Source organism: Bacillus multifaciens (assembly GCF_030756675.1).
Taxonomy (GTDB): Bacteria; Bacillota; Bacilli; order Bacillales; family Bacillaceae_G; genus Bacillus_A; species Bacillus_A multifaciens.
On record NZ_JAVBXD010000002.1, the window covers coordinates 226,720 to 251,708 of the forward strand.

25 protein-coding genes are annotated in these 24,989 nt (G+C 38.3%); 22 read left to right on the forward strand and 3 right to left on the reverse strand.

The annotated features are described in order from the left end of the window. Positions 1–7 precede the first annotated feature (7 nt). The 3 genes from aspS (at position 8) to Q9306_RS02860 (ending at position 3,813) form a co-directional block, all read left to right on the forward strand. Complete coding sequence (aspS, locus tag Q9306_RS02850; protein WP_306195070.1) at positions 8–1,783, forward strand: aspartate--tRNA ligase; 1,776 nt, start codon at positions 8–10, stop codon at positions 1,781–1,783. A gap of 735 nt (positions 1,784–2,518) precedes the next feature. Then, complete coding sequence (locus Q9306_RS02855) at positions 2,519–3,286, forward strand: tRNA threonylcarbamoyladenosine dehydratase (RefSeq protein WP_306195072.1); 768 nt, start codon at positions 2,519–2,521, stop codon at positions 3,284–3,286. Positions 3,287–3,396: 110 nt separating this feature from the next. Further along, on the forward strand, positions 3,397–3,813 hold the full coding sequence (locus Q9306_RS02860) for a hypothetical protein (RefSeq protein ID WP_306195073.1): 417 nt from the start codon (positions 3,397–3,399) through the stop codon (positions 3,811–3,813). Between the two features lie 79 nt (positions 3,814–3,892). Here the strand turns inward: Q9306_RS02860 and Q9306_RS02865 are convergent, their stop codons facing one another. Further along, on the reverse strand, positions 3,893–4,543 hold the full coding sequence (locus Q9306_RS02865; RefSeq protein ID WP_306195075.1) for an RsfA family transcriptional regulator: 651 nt from the start codon (positions 4,541–4,543) through the stop codon (positions 3,893–3,895). Between the two features lie 465 nt (positions 4,544–5,008). On the opposite strand from Q9306_RS02865, the gene Q9306_RS02870 reads away from it, so the two are divergent. Both Q9306_RS02870 and Q9306_RS02875 read left to right on the forward strand, forming a co-directional pair. Continuing rightward, positions 5,009–5,260 carry a hypothetical protein gene (locus tag Q9306_RS02870; RefSeq protein ID WP_306195078.1) on the forward strand — a complete coding sequence of 84 codons (252 nt, stop codon included), beginning with the start codon at positions 5,009–5,011 and terminating at the stop codon, positions 5,258–5,260. Positions 5,261–5,587: 327 nt separating this feature from the next. Further along, the gene (locus Q9306_RS02875; RefSeq protein ID WP_306195080.1) at positions 5,588–5,803 is read left to right on the forward strand and encodes a hypothetical protein; all 216 of its coding nucleotides are present in this window, start codon (positions 5,588–5,590) and stop codon (positions 5,801–5,803) included. A gap of 229 nt (positions 5,804–6,032) precedes the next feature. Here the strand turns inward: Q9306_RS02875 and Q9306_RS02880 are convergent, their stop codons facing one another. Further along, positions 6,033–7,319: a replication-associated recombination protein A gene (locus tag Q9306_RS02880; protein WP_306195082.1), complete on the reverse strand. Its 1,287-nt coding sequence runs from the start codon at positions 7,317–7,319 to the stop codon at positions 6,033–6,035. Positions 7,320–7,821: 502 nt separating this feature from the next. Between Q9306_RS02880 and cymR the strand changes: the two genes are divergently transcribed. The 7 genes from cymR (at position 7,822) to Q9306_RS02915 (ending at position 14,115) form a co-directional block, all read left to right on the forward strand. Next, on the forward strand, positions 7,822–8,238 hold the full coding sequence (cymR, locus tag Q9306_RS02885) for a cysteine metabolism transcriptional regulator CymR (protein ID WP_020060843.1): 417 nt from the start codon (positions 7,822–7,824) through the stop codon (positions 8,236–8,238). A 35-nt stretch (positions 8,239–8,273) separates the two neighbouring features. Further along, positions 8,274–9,431, forward strand: a complete 1,158-nt coding sequence (locus Q9306_RS02890) for a cysteine desulfurase family protein (protein WP_306195085.1) — start codon at positions 8,274–8,276, stop codon at positions 9,429–9,431. A gap of 5 nt (positions 9,432–9,436) precedes the next feature. Beyond that, positions 9,437–10,552 carry a tRNA 2-thiouridine(34) synthase MnmA gene (gene mnmA / locus Q9306_RS02895; RefSeq protein WP_306195087.1) on the forward strand — a complete coding sequence of 372 codons (1,116 nt, stop codon included), beginning with the start codon at positions 9,437–9,439 and terminating at the stop codon, positions 10,550–10,552. 114 nt (positions 10,553–10,666) lie between these two features. Further along, a complete protein-coding gene (locus Q9306_RS02900; protein WP_306195089.1) occupies positions 10,667–11,323 on the forward strand; it encodes a tetratricopeptide repeat protein in 657 nt (218 codons plus the stop codon). Between the two features lie 18 nt (positions 11,324–11,341). Then, complete coding sequence (gene recD2, locus Q9306_RS02905) at positions 11,342–13,672, forward strand: SF1B family DNA helicase RecD2 (RefSeq protein WP_306195091.1); 2,331 nt, start codon at positions 11,342–11,344, stop codon at positions 13,670–13,672. A gap of 108 nt (positions 13,673–13,780) precedes the next feature. After that, positions 13,781–13,969, forward strand: coding sequence for a hypothetical protein (locus Q9306_RS02910; protein WP_020060848.1), 189 nt, complete (start codon positions 13,781–13,783; stop codon positions 13,967–13,969). A 17-nt stretch (positions 13,970–13,986) separates the two neighbouring features. Continuing rightward, a complete protein-coding gene (locus Q9306_RS02915; RefSeq protein ID WP_306195094.1) occupies positions 13,987–14,115 on the forward strand; it encodes a YrzQ family protein in 129 nt (42 codons plus the stop codon). Positions 14,116–14,163: 48 nt separating this feature from the next. Here Q9306_RS02915 and Q9306_RS02920 read toward each other — a convergent pair whose 3' ends face one another. Further along, positions 14,164–14,376 (reverse strand): hypothetical protein, encoded by a 213-nt coding sequence (locus Q9306_RS02920; protein ID WP_306195096.1) that lies wholly within the window; start codon positions 14,374–14,376, stop codon positions 14,164–14,166. Between the two features lie 194 nt (positions 14,377–14,570). Between Q9306_RS02920 and Q9306_RS02925 the strand changes: the two genes are divergently transcribed. The 10 genes from Q9306_RS02925 (at position 14,571) to udk (ending at position 24,974) form a co-directional block, all read left to right on the forward strand. Next, positions 14,571–15,647 (forward strand): AI-2E family transporter, encoded by a 1,077-nt coding sequence (locus Q9306_RS02925; RefSeq protein WP_306195169.1) that lies wholly within the window; start codon positions 14,571–14,573, stop codon positions 15,645–15,647. 367 nt (positions 15,648–16,014) lie between these two features. Next, on the forward strand, positions 16,015–18,657 hold the full coding sequence (alaS, locus tag Q9306_RS02930; RefSeq protein WP_306195099.1) for an alanine--tRNA ligase: 2,643 nt from the start codon (positions 16,015–16,017) through the stop codon (positions 18,655–18,657). Positions 18,658–18,730: 73 nt separating this feature from the next. After that, the gene (locus Q9306_RS02935) at positions 18,731–18,997 is read left to right on the forward strand and encodes an IreB family regulatory phosphoprotein (RefSeq protein ID WP_020060853.1); all 267 of its coding nucleotides are present in this window, start codon (positions 18,731–18,733) and stop codon (positions 18,995–18,997) included. Positions 18,998–19,000: 3 nt separating this feature from the next. Next, on the forward strand, positions 19,001–19,414 hold the full coding sequence (gene ruvX, locus Q9306_RS02940) for a Holliday junction resolvase RuvX (protein WP_306195103.1): 414 nt from the start codon (positions 19,001–19,003) through the stop codon (positions 19,412–19,414). Positions 19,415–19,426: 12 nt separating this feature from the next. After that, positions 19,427–19,711: a DUF1292 domain-containing protein gene (locus Q9306_RS02945; protein WP_035434172.1), complete on the forward strand. Its 285-nt coding sequence runs from the start codon at positions 19,427–19,429 to the stop codon at positions 19,709–19,711. Between the two features lie 457 nt (positions 19,712–20,168). Further along, positions 20,169–21,239: an endolytic transglycosylase MltG gene (gene mltG, locus Q9306_RS02950; RefSeq protein WP_306195108.1), complete on the forward strand. Its 1,071-nt coding sequence runs from the start codon at positions 20,169–20,171 to the stop codon at positions 21,237–21,239. A 197-nt stretch (positions 21,240–21,436) separates the two neighbouring features. Beyond that, entirely contained in the window at positions 21,437–22,084 is a 648-nt protein-coding gene (locus tag Q9306_RS02955) for an O-methyltransferase (protein ID WP_306195111.1), read from the forward strand. 6 nt (positions 22,085–22,090) lie between these two features. Continuing rightward, on the forward strand, positions 22,091–23,020 hold the full coding sequence (locus tag Q9306_RS02960) for a peptidase U32 family protein (protein ID WP_306195114.1): 930 nt from the start codon (positions 22,091–22,093) through the stop codon (positions 23,018–23,020). Positions 23,021–23,037: 17 nt separating this feature from the next. Further along, positions 23,038–24,318, forward strand: coding sequence for a peptidase U32 family protein (locus Q9306_RS02965; protein ID WP_306195116.1), 1,281 nt, complete (start codon positions 23,038–23,040; stop codon positions 24,316–24,318). Positions 24,319–24,335: 17 nt separating this feature from the next. After that, positions 24,336–24,974 carry a uridine kinase gene (gene udk / locus Q9306_RS02970; protein WP_306195118.1) on the forward strand — a complete coding sequence of 213 codons (639 nt, stop codon included), beginning with the start codon at positions 24,336–24,338 and terminating at the stop codon, positions 24,972–24,974. The last annotated feature ends 15 nt before the right edge of the window (positions 24,975–24,989 follow it).

Here is a 24,989-nt window from a genome sequence, read left to right on the forward strand (position 1 = left end):
AAAGGAAATGGCTGAAAGAACGCATGCATGTGGAAAAGTAACAGTAGAAGCTGTTGGACAAACAGTTCAGTTAAAAGGTTGGGTACAAAAGCGCCGTGATTTAGGCGGATTAATTTTCATTGACTTACGTGACCGTACAGGTATTGTACAAGTTGTATTTAGCCCAGAAACTTCTAAAGAAGCGTTAGAAGTAGCAGAAACAATTCGCGGTGAATACGTACTGCATGTAGAAGGTACAGTTGTGGAACGCGCAGCTGGTGCAATTAATGAAAATATGGCTACAGGCCGCATTGAAGTACACGGAGCGAAAGTAAACGTACTAAATGCAGCAAAAACAACGCCAATTATGATTACAGATGATACAGATGCATCAGAAGATGTACGCTTAAAATATCGTTATTTAGATTTACGTCGCCCTGTAATGTACAACACATTCAAAATGCGTCACGATGTAACGAAAACAATTCGTAACTTCTTAGATAGCGAAGATTTCTTAGAAGTAGAAACACCAATTTTAACGAAAAGCACACCAGAAGGAGCTCGTGATTACTTAGTACCAAGCCGTGTGCATGAAGGTGAATTTTATGCATTGCCGCAATCTCCGCAGCTATTTAAGCAGCTTCTTATGGTCGGCGGATTTGAGCGCTATTATCAAGTGGCACGTTGCTTCCGTGACGAAGACTTACGTGCAGACCGTCAGCCGGAATTCACACAAGTCGACATTGAGACATCATTCTTAACGCAAGAAGAAATTCTCGAAATGACGGAACGCATGATGGTAAAAGTGATGAAAGAAGCGAAAGGTCTAGAGGTGAGCGCACCATTCCCGCGCATGACATATGCCGATGCAATGGCTCGCTACGGCTCTGATAAGCCTGATACACGCTTTGCGATGGAACTGATTGACCTGTCAGAGTTTGCGGCAGACTGCGGATTTAAAGTGTTCACAAGCGCTGTAGAGAGCGGTGGACAAGTAAAAGCAATCAATGCAAAAGGTGCAGCGAGCAAATATTCTCGTAAGGATATCGATGCATTAACAGAATTCGCTAAAGTATACGGAGCAAAAGGATTAGCTTGGTTAAAAGTTGAAGAAGACGGCTTAAAAGGACCAATCGCGAAATTCTTTAACGAAGAAGATGCAAATGCGCTTATGAGTACGTTATACGCAAATGCTGGCGATTTATTATTATTTGTTGCTGATAAGAAGAGCGTTGTTGCAGACAGCTTAGGAGCCCTTCGTTTACGTCTAGGTAAAGAACTTGAGTTAATTGATGAAAGCAAGTTTAACTTCCTATGGGTAACAGATTGGCCGCTTCTTGAGTATGATGAAGATGATGATCGTTACTTTGCAGCGCATCATCCATTCACAATGCCATTCCGTGAAGATGTAGAGCTATTAGAAACAGCACCAGAAAAAGCTCGTGCACAAGCATATGACCTTGTATTGAACGGTTATGAGCTTGGCGGCGGATCACTTCGTATTTACGAGCGTGACGTACAAGAAAAAATGTTCAAAGCACTTGGTTTCTCACAAGAAGAAGCACAAGAGCAGTTCGGCTTCTTACTAGAAGCATTTGAATACGGTACACCGCCGCACGGAGGAATTGCGTTAGGTTTAGACCGCCTTGTTATGTTACTTGCGGGTCGTACGAACCTTCGTGATACAATTGCCTTCCCGAAAACAGCAAGCGCAAGCTGCTTATTAACAGAAGCACCAAGCCCAGTTGCAGACACGCAGCTTGAAGAGCTTTACTTACAATTAAAAGTAAAAGAAGAGAAGTAAGAACAAATCCTAGATGGACATACTAATTCCATCTAGGATTTTTTAATTGAGTATGTAACTTATATAAATACAAAGTAACTACTCAGTTACTTTATGAAAAAACGACAGATAAGCATTTTTTTAAATGGGCGAGAGGGACTGGCCATGCATAGAAGCGGTCAGGGCCTTTTCCTGCCACGTGCAAGGTATAAAACAAAGAGAGGGAGCAAGTAGCAGTCATGTTTTATCCCGCTATTCGTGGGCAGTAATACTCCCACCTCAAAATTCAGCGAAAGCATTGTCCAGCTTCAGTGGCTAGAATGTTCGGTGGCTTCGCTTCTTCCTACGAGGTAAAAAACACCTCTACGTCAGAAGCTCCATCCCCCTCACATTCTGAACGAGCCACTTCCGCATTTCTTTGTTGTCCAGCTCTAGCGGCTAGAATCTCCGGCCGTTTCGCCCCCTCGGACGAGGCAAAAAGTGCCTCTCCGCCCTGTGCGTGGGCGTCCTGCGATTCTGAGCGAGCCGCTTTCGCTTTTCTGAAGAAGTTAGGTGGGAGATAAACTGTCCGTAAAAGCCCGATTGGTGAGGGCTAATAATCAGTAGAGGATGAAGAAAACTCCCACTGATTAAAGTTTCACTTTATTCTGCACGGCAGCGATTTAGATTCTAAAAAATCAAAGTGGATATATACAAATAGTCGGAAAAACGCTAGAATACATGGTAGACCATTTTTGTAATAGGGGTGTAGGACGCATGTTACATCAATTTTCACGTAATGAATTAGCCTTCGGAAAAGAAGGTATTGAAATATTAAAGAATAGTACAGTTGGTATTTTAGGAATTGGCGGCGTTGGTTCGTTTGCAGCAGAAGCGTTAGCGCGTTCTGGTGTTGGTCGTCTTGTATTAGTTGATAAAGACGTTGTCGATATTACAAATGTTAACCGTCAAATCCATGCGTTACTTTCTACTGTGGGTCGTTCGAAAGTAGAACTAATGAAAGAACGTATTGCTGATATTAATCCGGACTGCGAAGTTATCGCATTAGAAATGTTTTATACAGATGAAACATACGAAGAGTTCTTTAAACATGGTTTGGATTTCGTAGTGGATGCATCTGATACAATTACGTTCAAAATTCATTTAATTAAACAGTGCTTGCGACGTAAAATTAAAATCATTTCAAGTATGGGTGCAGCAAATAAAATGGATCCAACTCGTTTCCGTATTGCCGATATTTCTAAAACGAACACAGATCCAATTGCGAAAGTGATTCGTACGAAACTTCGTAAAGAAGGTATTAAAAAAGGTGTGAAAGTTGTATTCTCTGATGAAAATCCAATTGTGATTCGTGAAGATATTCGTAAAGAAATCGTTCCAGATGAAAATGCAAAAATTCGCAAAGCGAAATTACCACCGTCCTCTAACGCCTTCGTTCCGTCTGTGGCTGGCTTAATTATGGCAAGTCATGTTGTGCGTGAACGTTTGAAGGATGTAGAAGTAAAGCGTGTTGGGCAAGAATAAGATAAGACACACATGTTTCTTTAGTGAAGCATGTGTGTTTTTTTATGTTAAATATTCGGATAAATGTTAAAATCTAGGTGTGTATAGTTTTTATGTGAAGGAGGGAGACAATGAGAAATAAGAAACTTCTGTTAAGTTTTATTATGCTGCTTTGTTTCGTTTCATTTTCCGCATGTAATTCATATGAAGATTATTGGGTATTAGAGAAATCAAGGTATAATGAGGCACCAGAAATGATTGACTATTTTCCGAAACGTGCACAGGAGAATCCCTCACTCGTAGGTTATTCTACCTATACAATCTCAGAAGGACGAAAAATGATTGCGTTAGCAGTTGGGTCTCAGCATAAAGGTAGTGAAATTGAAGTAACAAAATTTCAGGAAAAAGGCGATACAACATATGTCACTGTGAATATCAAAAAGGGCAAATCGAATGAAGAAAATCCTGTTATCTTAATTGGAGTAAGTAAGTTACATAAGAATATTGTGATACAAGATACGGATGGAAAGAAATATAAAAGCTTATAAAATTGAAGAATAAGTAAAACAGAGAATATGAAACGCATGAATTTTATCCATGCGTTTTTTATGTGCTCGTTTTGTTATTTTAATTTTCCGCTGTGTACATAATATCTAAATTTCCGTTCTGATCCATTTTGAAAATCGGTGCCATCTGCTCTTTTGGCTCGTCTAATATAACAAGTTTGCGAGCTCGGTCCATAATTCTAACAAGTGTTTCATAGTCTTCTTGTACAGATTGTTGTTGTTTCTTCAATGTCTCAAGCTTTTTCTCTAATTCTTGATTTGTTTTTCGTTGTTGTTCGAGCTGCCGACGTAACGTTTCATTTTCAGTTTGTAACTTCTCTAATCGCGGATTGTTTTGTTCAATGTTTTGAAGAAATGAGATTACCTCTTGCATCGTAAGTGATGGTTGATTTGCGCTGAGTTCCTCTGAAAACTCAGCCTCAATAACGACATTTTTCTTCGGCTCTAATCGTGATACTTGTGGTTTCGGTTTCACTGCTTGTTCTCTCTTTAATTCTTTGCGTTGCTTTCTCGCAATTTGCACAGCTTCTTCATAGCCTTGCCGAACTTCTGCATTCCAACGAAAGCCACAAGCGGCAGAAGTTCTGTTTAATTGATCGCCCACTTCATCAAATGCTTTTAATTGCGTACTGCCTTCGCGAATGTGACGTAAAACGGTTTCTGCTAGAAGTAAATCATCTTCTCCAGTCCATGCATCTTGGCGCATTTTCATTGTGAAACCTCCATATTTCATGTCGTTTTCGTTTATATTACCCTTTTGGTTCACTTTTATACGAGTGTTGTAGTTTTCATGATAAATCATGTTGCTTCTCTCTTTTGCAATTTGAAATGGAACGGAATGGTTTGATAACTTATAGTTAGAGGGGATATTTTGAAACTTAAGCTTTGCATAAAGATTGAGCATAGCGATTTTTGTGCAAGACTTATGTTTACTTTTTGTTCTTTCTTGTACATAATTCCGATGGAAATTGAGTTTTCTACTAAATCAAGATGGTCATATTTTAGTAAGTATATTAGAGTGGGAAGAGAATTTGATAGATGAGGACTCAAAAAATATCCCAAGAATAAGGGCTGTTGGAGAAGTTATTATTGGTACATATTTAATAGGAAAAACACATGTCTGCAGAAAAAGAAGATAGTAGTTTATTGAAGCTTACTATAGTTTGGAGTGAAGTACATGTATGCGCTAATATTAGGGTTGCTTGTAGTGGGGGTTATTTTTACCACTATCCCCATATATAGGGCTATTCAGGAAGTTAAACAAGAAAAATCAGTAGCAGATAAATGGAAGTTAGGGTTCGGTTTTATTATTGATATGTGTATAATGAATCCTCTTTCTGGATTATTTTTCTCTTTAATGATTGGTATTCCAGCACTCTTAGGAGGAATCATATTAATTTTACTAATTGTATTGGATATATCGATTTAAAATAACTAAAAAAATAAAGCTCAAAATATATCTCTTATATATGATACAGAATAAAAAGATTTGATTTTAGCTGGATGCATCCCTTTAATATATTTAATAATATCAATTTTCAAAGGATGGAGAGAAAAAGGGAGTAAATTTGGCGTGAAGTCATTTGCGATAGTTGCTATTAGTATTATTTTAAATACTGGTGGAATTGTTGTCTGTATAGGAATAATCATATTAGGTTTTGCTTTCGCTTTATATGGGTAAGAATTTCATGTAAAGAAAAATAGTAAGGGCCCTGTTTTATAGGATAAAGTATAAAGATAAGGTGGGTGAAAGGAAGTGCAGTTTATCAAAAAGTTCATGCAGAAATATTTTAGTAGAGATATGGATGCATTTTCTATTAAGTTAGGATATAACGCCTGGAATGAAGCGGAACAAAATACCTTTCATATTTTTGTTAGCCCTTCTGACTTAGAATGGTCTGTTACAAAGTTAAAAGATGATACAAGATTAATAATTAATACAGCTATGGTGTATTATATGAATTCATTTTGATTTTCCGACATATAGATTGCTGCTATGCAGAAAAAAAGGAGCTTCCACTCGCTTTCTCTCTTTGTTTTCACTTCGCATGTGGCAGGAAAAGGAACTGACCGCTTCTATGCATGGCCAGATGCTCTCGCCCACCTAACAAAAGATGGTTTTATGTCGGTTTTTTAATTCGTATTTATATTAGGAAACCTTTTTCGTTAAGGTTTCCTAATCTTTTATTTAAATATTAGCATTATCCCTTTGATTTACTTTGATGCGAATTTTGCAGTCGTTCGTATACAGTGGCAAGTGCTTGCTCAAATTTACCAGTCGTTTTTGGTTTATAGTACTGCTTGTTTTTAATTTTGTCTGGTAAGTATTGCTGCTGAACCCATCCATTTGGATAATCGTGCGGATATAAGTAGCCAATTCCTCTGCCGAGCGATTCGGCGCCTTTATAGTGGCTATCTTTTAAATGAGCTGGAACATCACCTGTTTGTCCGTTTCGTAAGTCGTGAAGTGCTGCATCAAGCGCTTTATACGCTGAATTTGATTTTGGTGATAAACATAGTTCAATGACCGCATTTGCCAGTGGAATGCGAGCTTCTGGAAAACCGACGCGTTCTGCGGATTCGATGGCAGCTAGTGTACGAGGACCGGCTTGCGGGTTTGCAAGTCCAACATCTTCGTATGCCATAATGAGTAATCGTCTGCCAATGCTTTGCATGTCACCCGCTTCAATAAGCCGAGCTAAATAGTGAAGAGCGGCATTTACATCGCTTCCGCGCACTGATTTTTGGAAAGCTGATAAGACATCGTAATGAGCGTCGCCGCCTTTGTCATGTACAAAACTTTTTTTCTGTAAACATTCTTCAGCAATTTCAAGTGAGATTTCTACTGTTTCTTCATTTGTTGTAAAGCTAGATAAGACGGCGAGCTCAAGTGCATTATAAGCCGAGCGCATATCACCGCCAGATGCATTTGCGAAGTGACGCAGAGCTTCATCTACGACTGTTACTTTGTATTCTCCAAGCCCTTTTTCCTGATCCGTTAAAGCACGTTTTAATCCTTGTAAAAGGTTTTCCTCTGTTAAAGCGTGGAGCTCAAAAATTTGACAACGGCTTCGAATAGCGGAATTAATTGCGTGAAATGGATTGCTTGTCGTTGCCCCAATTAATGTAATGAGCCCGCTTTCTAGGTGAGGAAGAAGGAAATCTTGTTTTCCTTTATCTAATCGATGCACTTCATCTAAAATTAAGATGAGATGGCGATGCATTTTTGCCTCTTGGACAACAACTTCCATATCTTTTTTATTATGAGTAACGGCATTTAATAGACGAAAAGGCATACCGATGCTGCCGGCAATGGCGCTTGCGATGGATGTTTTTCCTGTTCCGGGAGGTCCGTATAAAATCATTGATTGTAGATGCTTTGCTTGTACCATCCGCCATAAAATTTTGCCTTCGCCCACTAAATGTTCTTGCCCGATAATTTCTGTAATATTGGTCGGACGCATTCGATGTGCGAGTGGTTGTTTCATATGTTCTCTCTCCTTAAGTGACTGTTCCTGTTATATATAAATTCATTGTAACTACTCAGCCATATATTTAATTTAGAAGTTTGATAAGGGGCATTATTCCAGTGAAAATATGTCCCTTATTACCTATAGAAAGTTATTTTCATTTTTCGGCATATAGATTACTGCCATGAAGATAAAAATGGGCCTACACCTTGCTGTCTTTCTTTGTTTTCAAACTTTGCATGTGGCAGGAAAAGGCCCTGACCGCTCCTATACATAGCCAGTCCCTCTCGACCATTTAAAAAAATGCTTTTCTGCCGGTTTTCAATTTGTATTTATATGAATTCCGAGTTATTTGGTATACTTATATGTTATCATTTCTGTTAGAAAAGTTGAAATTCCTTATCATACTATATTATGCTATAATTTCAAAGGATTTTGATTTCAGAGAGTGTTTTTCCTATAAAATAAAAGAATACTGAACGAAGTAGAAGCAAAAGACTTGAAAAGAGGTGCTACATATATGAAAATCTCAACAAAAGGCCGTTACGGTTTAACAATTATGATTGATCTTGCAAAAAAGTTTGGGGAAGGCCCAATTTCATTAAAATCGATTGCGCAGGCACACGATTTATCTGAGCATTATTTAGAACAATTAATTTCCCCGCTTCGTAATGCTCGTCTTGTAAAAAGTACACGCGGTGCATATGGTGGTTATGTATTATCAGATCAACCGATTAACATTACAGCGGGTGATGTAATTCGCGTATTAGAAGGGCCGATTAGCGTAGTAGAAATGTTGGATGAAGAAGAACCAGCACAGCGTCAGCTTTGGATACGTGTTCGCGATGCAGTGCAAGAAGTTCTTGATAGTACAACGTTAGAAGATTTAGTACGTTATGAAGAAGAAAACAACGGCGGTTATATGTTTTATATTTAATTCCGTGTGTAACGATTTGGAAAGAAGGAGATATTATGGAACGCATTTACTTAGATCATGCTGCGACATCTCCGGCTCACCCAGAAGTAGTCGAAAAGATGATTCCATATATGACAGAAGTATTTGGTAATCCGTCAAGCATCCATTTCTTTGGGCGCCAAGGCCGTCAAGTGGTGGATGAAGCGAGACGCACGCACGCACGCAGCATTCATGCAAATCCAAATGAAATTATTTTTACAAGCGGCGGTACAGAGGCTGATAATTTAGCCCTTCTTGGCGTAGCTCGTGCGAATCGTAAGAAAGGGAATCATATTATTACGACAGCAATTGAGCATCATGCGATTTTGCATACGTGTAATGTGTTAGAGCGAGAAGGGTTTGAAGTGACGTACTTACCTGTTGATGAAACAGGGCGTATTCGCATTTCAGATTTGCAAGCGGCATTAACAGAACAAACGATTCTTGTCTCGATTATGTTTGGAAATAATGAAGTTGGTACAGTACAGCCAATAGCAGAAATCGGTGCTCTATTAAAAGAGCGTAGCGCTTACTTTCATACAGACGCAGTACAAGCATACGGTTTAACGGCAATTGATGTGAAAGAGCTTGGCATTGATCTCTTGTCAATTTCAGGACATAAAATTAATGGTCCAAAAGGTGTAGGCTTTTTATATGCAGGGCAGCATGTAAAGTTTGAACCGCTGTTAACAGGCGGAGAGCAAGAGCGAAAGCGCCGTGCTGGTACAGAAAATGTTCCGGGAATTGTTGGGCTCTGGCAAGCTATTTTGTTAGCAGAACAAACGCGTGAGCAAAAAATTGCCCGGTACAAGGGATTTAAAGATATAATGATATCTGTCTTTAAACAAGAAGACATTACTTTCGAGGTAAACGGAAACTTCGAGCATAGCTTACCACATGTGTTAAATATAAGTTTTACAGGAATGAATATTGAGTCGTTTCTTATGAATTTAGACTTAGCGGGCGTTGCGGTTTCAAGCGGATCTGCTTGTACAGCAGGCTCTATTGATCCATCACATGTACTCGTAGCGATGTTTGGGAAAGAATCCGATAAAATACGTTCATCCGTACGCTTTAGCTTTGGTTTGGGAAATACGAAAGAACAGGTTGAAAAAGCAGCGTACGAAACAGTGAAGATCGTGAAGCGATTAACACAAAATGAATATAGGAGGTGACATTGATGAACAAACTACCTCACGAAACGCGCGTTGTCATCGGGATGTCTGGTGGCGTCGATTCATCTGTAGCAGCAATGTTATTAAAGAAACAAGGCTATGATGTAATCGGAATCTTTATGAAAAACTGGGATGATACGGACGAAAACGGTGTATGTACAGCAACAGAAGACTATAACGATGTCATTGAAGTATGTAACCAAATTGGAATCCCGTATTATGCAGTCAATTTTGAAAAGCAATATTGGGAGAAAGTATTTACGTATTTCTTAGATGAGTACCGCGCTGGTCGTACACCGAATCCAGATGTAATGTGTAATAAAGAAATTAAATTTAAAGCATTTTTAGAACATGCGATGGCGCTTGGTGCAGATTATGTAGCGACAGGACATTATGCACGTGTAGCGTATATAGATGGGGAATATAAAATGCTGCGCGGCGTTGATGATAATAAAGACCAAACATATTTCTTAAATCAACTTGGGCAAGACCAATTATCAAAAACACTGTTCCCGCTTGGTGAGTTAAAGAAGCCGCAAATTCGTGAAATGGCGAAAGAAGCTGGTTTAGCAACAGCGGCGAAAAAAGATAGCACAGGCATTTGCTTTATCGGCGAGCGTAACTTTAAAGACTTTTTAAGTAACTATTTGCCGGCACAACCAGGTCAGATGCAAACATTATCTGGTGAAGTGAAAGGAAAACATGACGGGCTAATGTACTATACAATTGGACAACGTCACGGCCTTGGCATTGGCGGTAACGGTGATCCATGGTTCGCTGTTGGAAAGAACTTGAAAGAAAACATTTTATATGTAGAACAAGGATTCCATAATGAATTGTTATATGGCGACGAAGTATTTGCGACAAATGTAAGTTGGGTTAGCGATAAGCTGAAAGAAAAAGAGTTTGCATGCACAGCGAAATTCCGCTATCGTCAAGCGGATAACGGTGTAAAGGTTCAAATCGTTGATGAGAATACAATTCGCATTCTTTGTGATGAACCAATTCGTGCAATTACCCCAGGACAAGCAGTTGTTTTCTATGATGGAGATGAGTGCTTAGGCGGTGCGACAATTGACGATGTATACTGTAATGGTAAGAAACTTGATTATTTAGGATAAGAAAGAAGAACCTCTGCCTTGTATTGGTCAGAGGTTTCTTTTTAGATAAAGCGAATTTTCGTTCGCTCGGAAAATAGATTCTTTGTTATAATTTGTTGTAGAGGTGAAGGATACATGTCAAATAAGCTTGAAACAGGCATTCAATATATGCAAGAAGGAAACTGGGAAGAAGCCGCAAAGAATTTTACTGAGGCGATTGAGGAAAATCCAAAAGATGCACTCGGTTATATTAACTTTGCAAATTTACTAGATGTCTTAGGAGATAGTGAACGTGCGATTGCTTTTTATAAACGTGCGATTGAATTAGATGAGCAATCTGCAACGGCATACTATGGATTAGGAAATATATATTATCAGCAAGAGCTTTTTGCAAAGGCAAAAGAAGCGTTTGAGAAGGCGATGCAAGTGGGACTGCAGACGGGAGATGTGTCGTTTATGCTTGGCATTACATATGTGCAACTTGGAAACGACCGTTTAGCATTGCCGTTTTTACAACGTGCTACTGAATTAGATGAAAACGACGTTGAAGCCATGTTCCAATGCGGATTGTGCTTGGCGCGTCTAGAACATGTGAAAGAAGCAAAACCTTATTTTGAAAAAGTTGTAGCACTTGATGAAGAACATGCGGATGCATATTACAACTTAGGTGTTGCCTATGCGTTTGAAGAAAATCGTGAGAAGGCGCTTGTAATGTTTAAGAAAGCTGTCGTGATTCAGCCAGATCATTTTTTAGCTGGTAATGGTATTCGTTTATTAGAACAAGACGCATAAAATGGAAGGAGGGGTAAAATGGGAAATCAACATGCAATGGATTTGTTTGAGGAAGAGCAAAAGTTTATAAAAGCACAAGTTCTTCATACCATTTTCCACAACGAAGAAAACCTCTATTCCGTTGTCAGTATGAAAATTATTGAAACGAATGAAACATATGACGAAAAAAAGGTCATGATAACGGGTTACTTTCCCCGCATGCATGAAGATGAAGTGTTTACACTAACGGGTCATTTTAAAGATCATCCAAAGTACGGGAAACAATATCATATTGAAACGTTTAAAAAAGAATTGCCGCAAACAAAAACAGGAATGGTGCAATATTTAGCGAGCGATTTATTTAAAGGGATTGGGAAACGAACAGCCGAAAAGATTGTTGATCATCTTGGTGAACATGCGATTTCGAAAATTATGGATGATCCCGCAGCTTTGGACGGGATTGTAAATAAGCAAAAAGCACAGGAAATATACGAGACGATTATTGAACATCAAGGCCTTGAAAAAGTGATGAGCTTTCTAAATGGTTATGGGTTTGGAACGAAGCTCTCTATTAAAATCTATCAACAGTATAAAGAAATGACACTTGAAGTCATCCGCAAAAATCCGTATCAACTGATTGAAGAGGTAGATGGTATTGGATTTGGCCGAGCGGATGATATTGGCCGAGCGCTGGGTATCTCTGGTAATCATGCTGATCGAGTACGAGCAGGTTGCTTCTATACATTAGAGCACGTTTCGCTGCAAGAAGGCCATGTGTATACGAATAGAGAGCAGTTAGTGCAGCAAACGATGGAGTTATTAAATAATCAGGAAATGGCTGTTACAGAAGAAGATGTTTTGCAATGTGCGGAAATGATGCAAGGAGAAGGCAAAATTATTATAGAAGACGAGCGTGTTTATTTAGCCTCCTTGTATTATTCTGAAAAAGGTGTTGTAGCCTCCATCAATCGTTTACTTGGCCAAGAAGAACTTCCTTCCTTTCCAGAATCAGAGCTGTTGTTAACACTCGGGAAAATTGAAGAGCAGTTCGACGTGCAATACGCACCACTTCAGCAGGAAGGGATTCAAACAGCTCTTCATAAACCAATGATGATTTTAACAGGTGGACCTGGGACAGGGAAGACGACTGTTATTAAAGGGATTGTTGAAATGTATGCTTCTCTTCATGGTTTATCGTTAGACCCGAAGGATTATAGTGATGACAATCCGTTCCCGATTTTATTAACAGCACCGACAGGAAGAGCGGCAAAGCGTATGAGTGAGTCAACAGGATTGCCTGCTTGTACGATCCATCGTCTGCTTGGATGGACACCAGAAGGAGCGTTTCAACGTAATGAGCACGATCCTGTTAAAGGGAAATTACTTATTATTGATGAATTTTCTATGGTTGATATTTGGCTTGCGAATCAATTGTTCAAGTCATTGCCATCTAGTATTCAGGTCATCATCGTTGGTGATGAAGATCAATTGCCATCTGTTGGTCCTGGACAAGTGTTAAAAGATTTATTAGAATCGGGCGTTATTCCGACAGTAAAGCTTACGGAAATTTATAGACAAGCAGAAGGTTCATCTGTCATTCAGCTTGCTCATGCGATTAAAAAAGGTGTATTACCTTCTGATGTAACGCAAAACAAAAAAGATCGTTCGTTTATTGCTTGCACAGGTACGCAAATTGTTGATGTTGTGAAGCAAGTATGTGAAAACGCAAAAACAAAAGGGTTTAGTGCGCGTGACATACAAGTGCTAGCTCCGATGTACAAGGGACCAGCAGGTATTAATACGTTAAATGAAGCGCTGCAAGAAGTATTTAATCCGAAAAAAGAAAAAAGAAAAGAAATCGCATATGGCGAAGTTGTATATAGGACTGGAGATAAGGTACTTCAACTTGTCAATCAACCGGAAAGTCAAGTGTTTAACGGTGATATTGGTGAGATTGTGTCGGTGTTTTATGCGAAAGAAAACGTGGAACAACAAGATATGGTTGTAGTTTCTTTTGACGGTATCGAAGTGACCTATACAAAAGCAGACTTAAATCAAATTACACATGCATATTGTTGTTCAATCCATAAATCACAAGGTAGCGAATTTCCCATTGTAATTATGCCTGTTGTGAAAAGTTATTATCGTATGCTGCGCCGCAATTTAATTTACACAGGGATTACACGTAGTAAAAAGTTTTTAATTATTTGCGGTGAAGAATTAGCGTTTCAATCTGGTGTAAAGCGCCTTGATGATGCGCTCCGGCAAACTACGTTATGCAACCGTCTGCAAGGAAAGACCGAAGCGACTGAAGTGATAAGTGAGGAAGGCCTCGATGTGGAAAACATTTCACCGTATGATTTTATGTAGCGAGGTGAAATTATATAGTGTAATGCAGTTCTTCTCGTGTATAAACAAATACAGTTTGGACATAATGGCGTAATAGAATACGGGAGATTGTAAGGAGATGAACGCCATATGTTCAGTTGTCCAAACTGTAAAGGAAAAGATATTGGGAAAATCGGTGTGAATCAATATTATTGCTGGAACTGCTTTATTGAATTATCGATTTCAAAGGGGAAAATTCATACACATCAAGTCGAAGAAGACGGTTCATTAAGTTCTTTAGATGATTTATTTGATGAGAACGAACGAACAATCGGCTAATAAGGAGAGTGTTAACTTTGAAATTGCGCTCATCATTAATTGCATTAGGTGTAGGAGCAGCAGCATATCAATATGCACGTAAGCAAGATGTATTTTCAAAACGAAATATGAAAAGAGCACGTAAAATGCTGAAATCTTATTTATAATTTACATTATGTATGTGAAAAGGCTCCCTAATTTTTGGGAGCTTTTATTCATGTACTTGTATAGAGATAAAATAGTCCAATCTGGGAGAAAAGATGAGACAGTCCATAGCAACCCAGTCCTAAAATGCCATAGTACCAAAGATGCCTGGCACGTTCTTGATTGGAAGAGGGAATGAAAAACCCCTTCCAAATGCCTAAGCCAATACATACCCATTCTAATAGCATACAAAGTGCGGAAAGACCTAGCATCAACCAAACCATTGTTTTCCCCCTAGCTTTGTGGAACAAATTGGGATATCACTGTTTATTCATGCGTAATATCGTATGAATTTGTAATTATTTTAAGTATATGTATTCTTCTACAAAACAGTAAGAATACCTACAAAAATATCACGGCATGGCAAGGTTTTTTATTTTTTACACATAACCTTCTTTATTTCTTTTCAAACTAAGAAATAGAGGAGGTTTTTCTGTTGAAGAATCTTAAAATTATTTGGATTTATCGGTTAGGTTTATTATTGCTGATTTTTTTATGTTTACTTGTCTTTTTGAAAATTAAGCCGCTGTGGGCACCAATTTTATTTGTGCTTAAGGTTGCCATTACACCATTTTTGCTTGCTTGCTTTATTGCTTATTTGTTGCATCCGCTTATTGAAAAATTACATGAAAAAGGTGTGCCGCGCACACTTGCCATTTTACTCATTTACATTCTTTTCTTTGGCGGTATTGGATACGGTGTGTATAAAGGAACACCAGCCGTTGTTGCGCAGCTCCAAGAAATGAATGAACAATTCCCGCAATTTGTAAATATGTATGAAACGTGGACGGATGGAGTAAGAGAGCAAACTGAAAATTTTCCTGAATTCGTGAATGAGAAAGTGAAGCAAATATTTACAGGAGTTGAAGGGAAAATACAAGCGCTTTTAAACAAAGTAATGAGTACAGCGAGAGGAATACTTGATTCCCTTCTTATCATTTTCTTAATTCCATTTATCGTATTTTATATATTAAAAGACTACGGAGAGTTTTATCATATTTTTTGGAAGGTTATACCATCTAAATGGAGAAAGGATGGGCAACAATTAGCAAAAGAAATTGATAAGTCTCTTGGAAATTACATTCGCGGCCAATTATTTGTTTGTTTAATTTTAGGCGGGGTATCTGCATTAGCCTTTTGGTTTATCGGGATGAAATATCCACTGCTTTTAGGGATTATTGTTGGGGTCACTGATATTATCCCGTATTTCGGTCCTATTTTAGGGGCGATTCCAACATTGATGATTGCTGCAACCGTATCGACGAATTTAGTTATTAAGGCTGGCATCGCGCTTGCAATTTTACAATTTGTTGAGAGTAATATACTATCTCCGTATATTGTAGGAAGATCGCTGCGGATGCACCCCGTTGTGATTATGCTTGCGCTGCTTGTTGGCGGAGAAATTGGCGGCATCATTGGTCTTTTATTATCCGTGCCGCTCTTAGCGATTCTTCGTACGATTATTGTCCACGCGAAGCCGTTTTGGAAACATTGACAAATAGAAATGGATTCGCTACAATTTGGGCATATAGTATATGATAAATTGATGACGGAACGAGTATGTTACAGTCCATTTTGCAGAGAGAGGCTTCCTTAGGCTGTAAGAAGCTTCAGATGAAGGGTAACAGAACGCTATTCCTGAGAGCAGCTAATCACTGCCGTCTTGCCACGTTACGGCAACTTGAGGTGATGAAATATATGCATATGATTACGATATGCAATCTAGCCGTCGTGTCTAAAAGTGAGACACTTCCGCTTTTTATTTCATAATCAGGGTGGTAACGCGAGTCAACTCTCGTCCCTGTTATAGGGGACGGGAGTTTTTTGTTTTCTAATTGATTTTAATGAAGGAGGAAATACATATGAAACACTTAACAGGCGCACAAATTCGTCAAATGTTTTTAGATTTTTTCCAGGAAAAAGGACATGCAGTAGAACCAAGTGCATCATTAGTTCCGCACGAAGATCCATCTCTTTTATGGATTAACAGCGGTGTTGCTACGCTGAAAAAATATTTTGATGGCCGCGTAATTCCGCAAAACCCACGCATTACAAATGCGCAAAAATCAATTCGTACAAACGATATTGAAAACGTAGGAAAAACAGCTCGTCACCATACATTCTTTGAAATGTTAGGGAACTTCTCAATTGGTGATTACTTCAAAGAAGAAGCAATTACATGGGCTTGGGAGTTTTTAACTAGTGACAAGTGGATTGGATTCGATAAAGAATTACTATCTGTTACGATCCATCCAGAAGACGAAGAAGCATTCACAATTTGGCATGAAAAAATGGGTGTACCAAAAGAGCGCATTATTCGTTTAGAAGAAAACTTCTGGGATATTGGTGAAGGCCCAAGTGGACCAAACACAGAAATTTTCTACGACCGCGGAGAAGCTTATGGTAATGATTTTAGTGACCCAGAATTATATCCAGGCGGAGAAAACGAGCGTTATTTAGAAGTATGGAACCTTGTGTTCTCACAATTTAACCATAACCCTGACGGTACGTATACGCCGCTTCCCAAGAAAAATATTGATACAGGGATGGGTCTTGAGCGTATGGTGTCAGTTGTACAAAACGTGCCAACGAACTTTGACACTGACTTATTTATGCCAATTATCGGCGCTACAGAAGCAATTTCTGGTGAAAAATATCGTGCTGGTAATCTAGAACAAGACACAGCATTTAAAGTAGTTGCTGACCACATTCGTACAGTAACGTTTGCTGTTGGAGATGGAGCTCTTCCTTCTAACGAAGGCCGCGGTTATGTATTACGTCGTTTATTACGCCGCGCTGTACGTTATGCGAAGAAATTAAATATTAATCGTCCATTTATGTACGAATTAGTACCAGTAGTTGGTGAAGTAATGAAAGACTTTTACCCAGAAGTTCTTGAGAAAAAAGATTTCATTGCACGCGTTGTGAAAAACGAAGAAGAGCGTTTCCATGAAACACTTCATGACGGCGAAACAATTTTAGCTGAAGTAATCGGTAAAGCGAAAGAAGCAAAATCAACGGTTATTTCTGGCGAAGATGCATTCCGTCTATATGACACATACGGATTCCCAATTGAGTTAACAGAAGAGTATGCAGAAGAAGCTGGCATGACAGTTGATCATGAAGGTTTTGAAGCTGAGATGGAAAAACAACGTGAGCGTGCACGTGCAGCTCGTCAAGATGTTGATTCTATGCAAGTACAAGGCGGCGTTCTTGGTGAAATTAAAGTAGCGAGCGAATTTGTTGGTTACAATACTGTTGGAACAGAAAGTAACGTTGTTGCACTTGTGAAAAATGGTGAATTCACAGATAGTTTACAAGCAGGTGAAGAAGGCCAATTAATGTTAGATGTAACACCATTCTACGCTGAGAGCGGTGGACAAATTGCAGACCGTGGTTACCTTCTTGCTGATGGCGTAAAAGTACTTGTAAAAGATGTACAAAAAGCGCCTAATGGTCAAAATTTACACAAAGTAGTTGTAGAAGAAGGAACATTAACGAAAGATGCAGCAGTAAAAACGTTAATCGATACGAAAAACCGCGCAGCAATCGTGAAGAACCATACAGCAACTCATCTTCTGCATCAAGCATTGAAAGATATCCTTGGCGGACACGTAAACCAAGCTGGTTCTCTTGTAACATCAGAGCGTTTACGTTTTGATTTCTCTCACTTTGGTCAAGTACAAGCAGATGAACTTGAAAAAATTGAGCGTATTGTAAACGAGAAAATTTGGGAAAGTATCACAGTAGACATTTCTCAAAAAGCAATTGAAGAAGCAAAAGCAATGGGTGCAATGGCACTATTCGGTGAAAAATACGGAGACGTTGTACGCGTTGTACAAGTGGGCGATTATAGCTTAGAGCTTTGTGGTGGTTGCCACGTAGATAACACGGCATCTATCGGGATTTTCAAAATCGTTGCTGAATCTGGTATTGGAGCAGGAACGCGCCGCATTGAAGCAGTAACAGGGAAATCGGCATATGAATTAATGAACGAACAAGTTGGTTTATTAAAAGAAGCAGCAAGCAAAATGAAAACAAACCCGAAAGACATTTTAACAAGAGTAGATGGCTTATTTGCTGAAGTAAAACAACTGCAAAAAGAAAATGAATCTCTTGCAGCAAAACTAAGCAACATTGAAGCTGGTAACTTAACAGATGCAGTGCGTACAGTTGATGGTGTAAATGTACTTGCGACGAAAGTAAATGTTGCAGATATGAATAACTTACGTACGATGATGGATGATTTAAAGAATAAATTACAATCTGCAATTATTGTGCTTACAGCTGTAAGTGATGATAAAGTTAACATTCTTGCTGGTGTAACAAAAGATTTAATTGAACAAGGATACCATGCTGGTAAACTTGTGAAAGAAGTAGCTTCTCGCTGTGGCGGCGGCGGCGGTGGTCGTCCTGATATGGCACAAGCTGGTGGTAAAAACCCAGCACAAGTAGATGATGCGCTAGCATTTGTAGAAGAGTACGTTAAATCTGTTTCAAAATAATGAGATAGTAGTGTACAATAGTAGGGAGAAGGGATATCTTTCTCCCTATACCTAGTAAAGTGAGGTGCTTAAAATGGACGGATTCGATAAAACGATGAAGTTTAACTTCCAAGAAGAAAAACAGAATGTCCATGTCAATGACGTACTATTAACTGTGTATGATGCACTTCAAGAAAAAGGATATAATCCGATTAATCAAATCGTCGGTTATTTATTAAGCGGCGATCCTGCATACATACCTCGTCATAAAGATGCTCGCAATGTTATTCGTAAGCTAGAACGTGATGAATTGATTGAGGAGCTTGTTAAGTCTTACTTGAAACATCATCGTGAGGAGTAGTTTATGCGTATATTAGGTTTAGATGTTGGTACAAAAACAGTCGGCGTTGCAATAAGCGATGAGATGGGCTGGACGGCGCAAGGTTTGGAAACGATTAAAATTAATGAAGAAAGAGGCGAGTTTGGTTTTAATCGTATTTCTGAATTAGTAAAACAGTACAATGTGGACAAGATAGTAGTAGGATTGCCTAAGAACATGAATGGTACAATCGGCCCGCGCGGCGAAGCTTGTCAGCAATTTGCGGAAAACTTGCATGAGCTTTTGCAATTAGAAGTTGTACTGTGGGATGAACGCTTGTCAACAATGGCAGCGGAGCGCTTGCTCATTTCGGCAGATGTAAGCCGAAAAAAACGAAAGCAAGTCATTGATAAGATGGCGGCTGTCGTAATTTTACAAGGATATTTAGATAGCAAATAAGAGGTGACCATAATGGAAGAAAATCAAATTACAATTGTTGACGAAAAAGGTAACGAACATCTATGTGAAATTATTTTCACGTTTGATGCTGAAAAATTCGGGAAAAAATCTTACGTAGTATTCTCACCAATCGGTGAAGTTGACGAAGATGGCGATCCAATTTATGATGCAATGGCTTTCGAGCAAAACGAAGATGAGTCTGGCGGCACATTACTTCCAATCGAATCAGAAGAAGAGTGGGAAATGGTACAAGAAATGTTTAACACTCTTGCTGAAGAAGAAGGCGAAGAAGCTTAATATGGGAAATGTAAACAAACTGATTTCAATATGAAATCAGTTTGTTTACTATATAAGGTACTATATATATGCCAATTAAAAATCCGACATAAAAACCTCCTTTCTTTTTAGTGGAGCGAGAGCATCTGGCCATGAATAGGAGTGGTCAGTGCTTTTTACTGCCACATGCGATGTTGAAAACAAAGGGAGAAAGCAAGTAGTGGGCATGTTTTATTCTGCATAGCAGCGGTGTGTTTGAAGACTGTTAATCATTTTTTGTTCGTAAACTGAAATCATATTTATACAATAAATGAACGATTTTTTATCGAATGCATAACGATCTTTGTAGTATAATAGTACAGATTGTAGAAAAAAGAAAAAACATGTCTAACGGTAGACATGTTTTTTAATGTTCCGTAGATTTTGTATAGGGTAGACCTGTGCAGTCTATAATGGGGAGTAAGGAGGAAGTACGGTAGTGGATCAAAGGAAAACAAAAAAACTAAGACGAGTGATTGCGGTTATTTTCATCGCATTACTTGTTGTATGCGGCGGTGCGTATGCGTATGTTACATCAGCTTTACAACCACTAAATACAGCAAGTAAACAGGAAATTGAAGTGGAAATTCCAAAAGGTTCTTCTACAAGTAAGATTGGAGAAATCTTGGAAGACAAAGGAATTGTGAAAAACGGGACTATATTTAGTTTTTATGCAAAAATGAAATCTAAAAATTTACAAGCTGGTACATATTTGTTAAACCCATCGATGAATACAGAGGAAATAATGGGACAAATGTCATCAGGTAATGTGCATCGTCCAGTTGTTTATAAAGTGACAGTTAAAGAAGGCGCACAAGTTGTTGAAATTGCAGATACAATTGCAAAGGAATTGAAGTGGAATAAAGAAGATGTTGTTCGCCAATTAAACGATAAAGCATTTGTACAAAAATTACAGAAAAAATACCCAGTTTTATTAACAGATAAAATTTTTGATGCAAATATTAAATATCCATTGGAAGGATATTTATATCCAGCAACGTATCCTTTTTATAAAAAGGACCTAACGTTAGAAGAAATTATTATTCCAATGTTAGAGAAAACAAACAAGCTCATTGTTGAAAATGAACAGAAAATGAAAGCGAAGAATTGGGATGTTCATCAATTATTAACTTTATCTTCACTTATTGAAGAAGAAGCAACAGGTTATACAGATCGTCAAAAAATTGCAAGCGTGTTCTATAATCGTTTAGCGAAAGGAATGCCTTTGCAAACAGATCCAACAGTGTTATATGCATTAGGTAAGCATAAAGAGCGTGTATTATATGATGATTTAAAAGTAAATTCTCCGTATAATACATACGTTATAAAAGGATTACCAGTTGGACCAATTTCGAATTCTAGTGTAAAATCATTACAGGCAGCACTTGAACCTGCACAAACAGATTATTATTATTTCTTGGCGGCACCAGACGGTCAAGTGTACTACGCGAAGACATTAGAAGAACATAACGCGTTAAAACAAAAATATATTACACAAAAGCAATCGTAAATTTTTTGAGGGAAGCGAGAAAAATTCGCATATCCCTCTTTTTTATGATAAAATATACCGGGTTAAAAACTGGTAGAAGAATCGTTTTTAATATAGAAACGGGACGTACAAGCTAAGGATAGAGCGGGCTTGTATTTTTCTTTCCACATAGAGACAATATTCTTTTTTACTTCTCCATGCGATAAGGAGGACTATCTATGGAGCAACAAGATGTAGTTAGTGAATATTTGCTGTCTTTTGTCGATCCAAAAGATGAGCTTATTCTTGAGATCGAACAGTATGCGTGTGAGCAACATGTACCAATTATGGATCGCCTTGGCATGGAATTTATGTTGCAATTTTTACGTTTAATTGGGCCAAAGAGCATATTAGAACTTGGTACAGCAATTGGATATTCTAGCATTCGTATGATGCAAGCTATTCCAAATTCAAGCATTGTGACAGTAGAGCGAAACGCAGATCGATATGAAAAAGCACTTGAATATATAAATCGTTCCCTAGTCAAAGAGCGCATTTCTGTTATTTTTGGAGATGCTTTAGAAACAGGGGAACAAGTAAAAGAACATGGCACGTTTGATGTTATTTTTATTGATGCAGCAAAAGGGCAATATCGTCGCTTTTTTGACATATATGAGCCATTATTAAATCCTGGCGGTGTCATTATTTCAGATAATGTACTATATCACGGTCTTGTGACGACAAAAGAACATATTGAAAATAGACGTACACGCGGTTTAATTAGACGAATTAAAACGTATAACGAGTGGCTCATGAATCATGAAGGATATGATACAACTATTTTCCCAATTGGTGACGGAGTAGCAGTGAGTAAAAAGAAAGGGTGACAGGCAATGAAAAAACCTGAGTTGTTAGTAACGCCAAAAACAGTGGCGGATATCGAACCACTTGCGAAAGCAGGTGCTGATGCAGTGATGATTGGTGAACAAGAGTTTGGCTTACGTTTAGCTGGCGAATTTTCTCGCGAGGATGTAAAAGAAGCGGTAGCGATTGCACATGAAAATAATATGAAAGTATATGTCGCAATGAATGCGATGTTCCACAATGAGAAAGTAGAAGCTTTACAAGATTACGTTGCATTTTTACAAGAAGTAAACGTAGATGCAGTTGTATTTGGAGATCCAGCTGTATTAATGACGGTGCGTGAAGTTGCCCCAAATATGAAAATGCACTGGAATACAGAAACAACAGCAACAAACTGGTTTACATGTAATTACTGGGGTCGAAAAGGTGCAAAGCGCGCTGTGTTAGCTCGTGAATTAAGCTTAGATGCAATTGTTGAGCTAAAAGAACATGCAGAAGTAGAAATAGAAGTACAAATTCACGGTATGACATGTATGTTCCAGTCGAAGCGTTCTTTAGTAGGAAACTACTTCGAATATCAAGGTCGTGAAATGGAAATCGAGAAGAAGAAATACGAAGAAAACATGTTCTTGCATGATGCAGAGCGTAACAATAAGTACCCAATTTATGAAGATGAAAACGGTACGCACATTATGAGTCCAAATGACATTTGCTTCATCGACGAGCTAGAAGAGTTAATTGATGCAGAAATTGATAGTTTAAAAATTGAGGGTGTATTAAAAAGCTCTGAGTATATCATTGAAGTGACGAAGAAATATCGTAAGGCGATTGATTTATGTGTAGAAAATCGCGACGCATATTACGATGTGAAAGACGACTTATATAAAGAGATTGAGGAATTACAACCAGTAAATCGTCCGTTAGATACAGGGTTCTTCTTTAAAGAAACGGTTTATTAAAATAGGAGGTAACGCACATGAGTTTTCAAGAAATTTCACGCGTCATTAACGGAAAGCGTGTTATTGTAAAAAAACCTGAGTTATTAATGCCCGCAGGAAACCTAGAAAAATTAAAAATAGCTATTCATTACGGCGCAGATGCTGTATTTTTAGGAGGACAAGAATTTGGTCTTCGTTCGAATGCAGGGAACTTCACGTTAGAAGACATGGCTGAAGGCGTTGAATTTGCAAAGAAGTACGGTGCAAAAATTTATGTTACAACAAATATCTTTGCTCATAATGAAAACATGGATGGGCTAGAAGAATATTTAAGAGGGATTGAAAAAGCAGGTGTAACAGGTATAATCGTTGCAGACCCTCTTATCATCGAAACATGTAAACGCGTAGCTCCTTCTGTGGAAATTCATTTAAGTACACAGCAATCATTATCAAACTGGAAAGCGTCCCAGTATTGGAAAGAAGAAGGATTGCACCGTCTTGTACTTGCTCGTGAAGTAAGCTATGAGGAAATGAAAGAAATTAAAGAAAAAGTGGATATTGAAATTGAAGCATTTATTCATGGTGCGATGTGCATTGCTTACTCTGGAAGATGTACATTAAGTAATCATATGACAGCGCGTGACTCAAACCGCGGTGGTTGCTGTCAGTCTTGTCGCTGGGATTATGATTTAATTCAAACAGTATCGCAACATAAAGAAGCACAAGAACTTCCTCTATTCCAGGAAGAGGATGCTCCGTTTGCAATGAGTCCAAAAGACTTAAATCTTATTTTATCAATTCCGAAGATGATTGAAATCGGAATTGACAGCTTGAAAGTTGAAGGTCGCATGAAATCTATTCACTATATTGCAACTGTGGCAACTGTATACCGCAAAGTAATTGATACGTACTGCGCGGATCCAGACAACTTCGAGTTTAAACAAGAATGGTTAGAAGAGCTTGATAAATGCGCAAATCGTGATACAGCCCCTGCATTCTTTGAAGGAGTTCCAGGGCACTTGGAACAAATGTATGGAAATCATAGTAAGAAAACAACGTATGATTTTGCTGGTTTAGTGTTAGATTATAATGAAGAAACAGGCATTGCGACAGTAGAGCAGCGTAACTACTTCAAGCCAGGTCAGGAAGTTGAGTTCTTTGGACCGGAAATTGAAAACTTTACACAAACGGTGGAAAAAATTTGGGATGAGGATGGAAACGAATTAGACGCAGCGAGACATCCGCTGCAAATCGTGAAATTCAAAGTGGATCGACCAGTGTATGTGAACAACATGATGCGAAAAAGCATACTTCAATAAGAAAGAGTGATAGTTGAATGGGGACGAACAAGCCTGTTGTAATTGGAATTGCTGGTGGTTCAGGATCAGGTAAAACAAGTGTAACAAAAGCAATTTTTGATCAATTTCAAGGTCATTCCATTTTAATTTTGGAGCAAGATTATTATTACAAAGATCAAAGCCATTTGCCGATGGAAGAGCGTTTAAAAACAAATTATGATCATCCATTAGCATTTGATAATGACTTACTAATTGAGCACTTACATCAGTTGCTTTCATATAAGCAGGTTGAGAAACCTGTATATGATTATACATTGCATACACGCTCAGAAGAAATTATTCCAGTAGAACCGAAAGATGTAATTATTTTAGAAGGGATTCTAATCTTAGAAGACCCGCGTCTTTGTGATTTAATGGACATTAAAGTGTTTGTTGACACAGATGCTGACCTTCGCATCTTACGTCGTATGCAGCGCGACATTAAAGAACGCGGTCGTACGATGGACTCTGTTATTGAACAATATGTAAATGTTGTGCGTCCAATGCACAATCAATTTATTGAGCCTTCTAAGAAATTTGCGGATATTATTATCCCAGAAGGTGGACAAAATCATGTTGCAATCGATATTATGGTCACAAAAATTGCAACAATTCTTGAAGAAAAAGTGAATTTGTAATAGCATAGTAAAAGA